At 63.8% G+C, this 5,099-nt stretch carries 4 protein-coding genes; 1 reads left to right on the top strand and 3 read right to left on the bottom strand.

The genetic code is table 11. The annotated features are described in order from the left end of the window. Positions 1-544 precede the first annotated feature (544 nt). Complete coding sequence (katG, locus tag L598_RS19790; protein ID WP_144865460.1) at positions 545-2,731, bottom strand: catalase/peroxidase HPI; 2,187 nt, start codon at positions 2,729-2,731, stop codon at positions 545-547. Between the two features lie 233 nt (positions 2,732-2,964). On the opposite strand from katG, the gene L598_RS19785 reads away from it, so the two are divergent. Further along, positions 2,965-3,942: a hydrogen peroxide-inducible genes activator gene (locus L598_RS19785; RefSeq protein ID WP_144865458.1), complete on the top strand. Its 978-nt coding sequence runs from the start codon at positions 2,965-2,967 to the stop codon at positions 3,940-3,942. On the opposite strand, the gene L598_RS19780 is transcribed toward L598_RS19785, so the two are convergent. Together L598_RS19780 and L598_RS19775 are read right to left on the bottom strand one after the other, a co-directional pair. Next, positions 3,868-4,287 carry an MAPEG family protein gene (locus L598_RS19780; protein ID WP_144865456.1) on the bottom strand — a complete coding sequence of 140 codons (420 nt, stop codon included), beginning with the start codon at positions 4,285-4,287 and terminating at the stop codon, positions 3,868-3,870. The two genes, L598_RS19785 and L598_RS19780, sit on opposite strands and share 75 nt — an antisense overlap. Positions 4,288-4,351: 64 nt before the next feature. Next, the coding region (locus L598_RS19775) for an IMP dehydrogenase (protein ID WP_186445123.1) at positions 4,352-5,099 on the bottom strand (748 nt) is incomplete at its 5' end.

Here is a 5,099-nt window from a genome sequence, read left to right as displayed (position 1 = left end):
CCGTTCCGCTGCCCCTGCTTGCCATCGCAGGGCTGTGTGCTCGTCCAGCACGCCCCGGCCGTAGTACCGGGAGGGGAACCCTTGGACGGAACCTCCCCGGCCCCGCCTTACGAGGGCAGGGCGGAGGCGCCGGYCCCTTTCCCGCGGGACCGCCGTCGCGACCCGCTTTCCCGCGGAAAGGGATGGGGCAAGGATAGCGCAGGTYARGAAGGCGGGGATGAAATGGKGAATGGGGABYRGTGAATGGTGAAGGGCGACAATGGCTTGGCGCGGAGAGGGCGATGGATTTATCCCCGCATTTCGGTCAGGGGGAGTAAAGATGGGCCGGCAGAATCGGAAAGCTGAACCCCAGCGGCAGCTTCGTTCCGTCGCCGGCACCCGTCACCGGTCGTCGAGACATGGATGCCCGACACTCCTCGCCTCCCTCGGCGATCGAGCATGACAGCCGCATTGGGACGCGAAGCCAACCCGACAAAAACAGGCGCGGATCGCTCCACGCCTGTTTTCCGTCCCGAAGGACGATTGGTTACTCGACAGCGTGCCCTTATCGGGCAACGAGATCGAAGCGATCCGCGTTCATCACCTTGGCCCAGGCCGCCACAAAGTCGTTGACGAACTTCTCCTGGCTGTCGGCGCAGGCATAGACTTCCGCAAAGGCACGAAGCTGCGAGTGCGAACCGAAGATGAGATCAACGCGGGTCGCCCTCCACTTCAATTCGCCCGTCTTGCGGTCGCGGCCCTCATAGGTGCCATCGGCGGCAGGCTGCCACTGCGTATCCATGGTGAGAAGGTTGACGAAGAAGTCGTTCGTCAGCTTGCCCACTTCCTTGGTGAAGACGCCGTAGTCGGAGCCGCCGGCATTTGCGCCGAGGACGCGCAGGCCGCCGACAAGGACCGTCATTTCCGGCCCGGTCAGCGTCAGCAGCTGCGCCCGGTCGACAAGGGCCTCCTCGGGCTGCATGAACTGCAGCTTGTTCTTGTTGGTATAGTTGCGGAAGCCGTCCTGGCGCGGCTCCAGCGGAGCAAAGGACTGGACGTCCGTCTGCTCCTGCGAGGCATCCGTCCGCCCCGGCGCGAAAGGCACCTTCACATCGACGCCTGCATCCTTCGCAGCCTTCTCGACCGCCGCAGAACCGGCAAGCACGATCAGATCGGCAAGCGAGATTTTCTTGCCGCCCGATTGAGCCGCGTTGAAATCGGCCTGGATCGCCTCAAGGGTGCGCAGCACCTTTGCGAGCTTCTCCGGCTCGTTGACCTCCCAATCCTTCTGGGGCGCGAGGCGGATGCGAGCACCATTGGCGCCGCCGCGCTTGTCGGAACCGCGGAAGGTCGAAGCAGAGGCCCATGCCGTTGAGACCAGCTCGGATACGGTCAGGCCGGATGCGAGGACTTTCGCCTTCAGATCGGCAATGTCCTGCTCGTCGACCAGCTCGTGATCGACCGCCGGGACTGGATCCTGCCAGATGAGATCCTCCTTCGGCACGAGCGGGCCGAGATAGCGCACCTTCGGACCCATGTCGCGGTGGGTGAGCTTGAACCAGGCGCGGGCAAAGGCGTCCGCAAACTGGTCGGGATTCTCATAGAAGCGCCGCGAGATCTTCTCGTATTCCGGATCGAACCGCAGAGAGAGGTCCGTGGTCAGCATGGTCGGCACGCGCTTCTTCGATGGATCGAAGGGGTCCGGGATGGAGGGTTCGGCGTCTTTCGCCTGCCACTGCCATGCCCCGGCCGGGCTCTTCGTCAGCTCCCATTCATATTTGAACAGGTTTTCGAAGAAGTAGTTGCTCCACCTCGTCGGCGTCTGCGACCAGATCACTTCCGGCCCGCCGGTGATGGCGTCGGCGCCGACGCCGGTGCCATGGCTGCTCTTCCAGCCAAGGCCCTGGTCCTCGATAGCGGCGCCTTCCGGATCCGGCCCGATCAGCGACGGATCGCCGGCGCCATGCGTCTTGCCCAAGGTGTGGCCGCCCGCGATCAGAGCGACGGTCTCCTCGTCATTCATGGCCATGCGGAAGAACGTCTCGCGGATATCCTTGGCCGCCTTCACCGGGTCCGGCTCGCCATTGGGACCTTCGGGATTGACGTAGATCAGGCCCATCTGCACCGCGGCGAGCGGTTCTGCGAGCTGGCGTTCGCCGCTGTAGCGCTCATCGCCCAGCCAGGATCCCTCGGGGCCCCAGTAAAGCTCCTCCGGCTCCCATACGTCGGCGCGGCCGCCGGCAAAGCCGAATGTCTTGAAGCCCATGGATTCCAACGCCACATTGCCGGCGAGGATCATCAGATCGGCCCAGGAGATCTTGCGGCCATATTTCTGCTTGATCGGCCACAAGAGCCGGCGCGCCTTGTCGAGATTGGCATTGTCCGGCCAGGAGTTGAGCGGCGCGAAACGCTGCTGGCCAGCCCCTGCGCCCCCACGGCCGTCGGTGATGCGATAGGTGCCCGCGCTGTGCCAGGCCATGCGGATCATCAGGCCGCCGTAATGGCCGAAGTCGGCCGGCCACCAGTCTTTCGAATCCGTCATCAGGGCATGCAGGTCCCTGATCACAGCATCGAGGTCGAGGGTCTGAAACTCCTTGGCGTAGTCGAAGTCCTTGCCCATCGGATCGGACTTTGGGGAGCTCCGGTGAAGGACATCCACGTCCAGCTGGTTCGGCCACCAGTCGCGGTTCCTAGGCCCGCGCCCGCCGGTGAACGGGCACTTCCCTGCATTGTCGTCAGTTTTTGCGTCCATCTCTATCTCCAGTCGAATGAAGCACTATGCTTTCCGGAAGCAGGGGATCGGCGCGCCGGGACCTGTCGTATGGTCGATCGCTCCGTCAAGGCCTGACCTCCCGTTGCCGAATGAATGGATTTCCCTATAGCGGGCCTGAATCCTGGCCAACGCTCTTTGGAACAATTCCAATTTAGCCGAGCCGGCCGATAATGGCAAATTGCGTTTTCTGCTTAGTTTGATAATTTTAAATTATGATCGGGCTGACCATCAGGCAGATGCAGTATTTTCAGGCGCTGGCCGAAACGCGGCATTTCGGCAGGGCCGCAGCATTAGCGGGCGTGAGCCAGCCGGCATTGTCGGCGCAGATCGCGGAAATGGAGACGCGGCTTGCTTGCCGGCTTTTCGAACGCGGCAAGGGAGTGGTGCGACTGACGGAAGAAGGGCGCATGCTGCTGCCGCGCATCGAGAAGATACTGGCGGAGATCAGCGACCTGGAGGCCGTGGCCCGGCGCGGGCGGCGAATGCTGGAAGGCCGCTTCCGCATCGGCATCATACCGACCGTGGCGCCCTATCTGCTGCCGCATGTGCTGCCCGAACTACGCTCCCGCTTTCCCGCATTGCAGACGGAACTGCGCGAGGCGGTGACGGGCACGCTCATGGACGAGACGCTTTCGGGCAGGCTCGACGCCTTCATCGCGGCCCTGCCGATCGGCAATGACGGTCTTGTTTCCGAAACCCTGTTCACCGACCGCTTCTTCCTCGCCGTACCGCCCGACGATCCGGCCTTCGTCTCACCGCCGGTGCCGCCGGAAAGTCCGTCTCTCGAAAGGCTCATGCTGCTGGAAGAAGGCCATTGCCTGCGTGAACAGGCGCTCGCCGTCTGCGGCCAGGTGAAGCCGGTGGCGATGGCGCGCTACGGCGCGACGAGCCTGACCACCCTTCTGCAGATGGTGGCGCACGGGATGGGAATCACGCTCATTCCCGAAATGGCCATCGGGGTCGCGCAGGCCACCCGCAACCTGAAGATCGTCTCCTTTGCCGACCCCGTGCCCTCGCGCACGATCTGCCTCGCCTGGCGGCGTAACAGCCCGCGCCAGGACGAATGTCGCATATTGGCCGATCTGATCCGTGAAACGGCGCCGCGGGTTCTGCTTTCAGACAAGCCCGAGGAGATGCAGCGCCAGCCAGAGCCACAATATGCCCACGGAGATGAAGCCGGTCAGAAATAGCGGCTGACGGTGGCGAATCCTGTTCGAGGTCACATGCACATAGGCATGGGCATAACGCGACAGGGTGAAGACCCAGGCGAGCACAAGCGGAACGACGCCTGCCCCGTTTGTGACATAGAGCGCCAGGCAGACGACGTGGAACAGCACCGGCAGTTCGAACTGGTTCGCCAGATTGTTGCGCGCAAACAGGCTTTCCGGCGGCTCGACCTGGTTCTCGCGAAACTGCGATACCTTGGCGCTGCCCGCCTTCACCGCCTGCTTGCGGCGCGTCGAGATCAGCGCATAGACGCAGAAGACAAGCAGGGCGTGGCAGATCATCGGCCAGAAGATGGCGGTCTGGTTCATGCGTACCGCTCCCTCGCCCTCCCCTGCCCGTCCCTATGGATGCGCGCCGGAGAGGAGCCGCTCATCAGCCCGGATAATTCGGGCTTTCACGCGTAATGGTGACGTCATGGGGATGGCTTTCACGCAAGCCGGCACCGGAAATGCGGATGAATGTCGCCTTGCGCCGCAATTCCTCCAGATTGGCCGCACCGACATAGCCCATGGCCGCCTTCAGGCCGCCGGCAAGCTGATGCAACACGCCTGAAACCGGCCCCTTGTAAGGCACCTGCCCCTCGATGCCTTCCGGCACCAGCTTGAGTGTATCGCGCACCTCGGCCTGGAAATAACGATCGGCCGAACCGCGCGCCATGGCGCCGACGGAACCCATGCCGCGATAGGCTTTGAAGGACCGCCCCTGATGCAGATAGACCTCTCCAGGGCTTTCATCCGTGCCGGCGAGCAGCGAGCCGACCATGGCCGCGTGGGCGCCGGCGGCGAGCGCCTTGGCGAGATCGCCGGAATATTTGATGCCGCCGTCGGCAATGATCGAGGCGCCACTGGCGTGAGCAGCCTCAACGGCGGCCATGATCGCGGAGAGCTGCGGCACGCCGACGCCGGCCACCACGCGGGTGGTGCAGATCGAGCCCGGACCGATGCCGATCTTGACCCCGTCGGCACCCGCATCGATCAGGGCCTTGGTGCCGTCTGCCGTGGCGACGTTGCCGGCGATGATGCGGACGGAATTGGAGAGCTTCTTGGCCCGCGACACGGCGTCGAGCACACGCTGGGAATGGCCGTGCGCGGTGTCGATGACGAGGATGTCGACGCCGGCG

The organism is Mesorhizobium sp. J18, from assembly GCF_007829525.1.
Taxonomy (GTDB): Bacteria; Pseudomonadota; Alphaproteobacteria; order Rhizobiales; family Rhizobiaceae; genus VLJP01.
The sequence above is the reverse complement of the archived record's forward strand: the minus strand, read 5'-3'. Positions and strand labels throughout refer to the sequence as shown.

Excerpts from the sequence above, each read along its gene's own strand:
- katG (WP_144865460.1), bottom strand. The coding sequence starts at position 2,731 with ATGGACGCAAAAACTGACGACAATGCAGGGAAGTGCCCGTTCACCGGC.
- L598_RS19785 (WP_144865458.1), top strand. The coding sequence starts at position 2,965 with ATGATCGGGCTGACCATCAGGCAGATGCAGTATTTTCAGGCGCTGGCC.
- L598_RS19780 (WP_144865456.1), bottom strand. The coding sequence starts at position 4,287 with ATGAACCAGACCGCCATCTTCTGGCCGATGATCTGCCACGCCCTGCTT.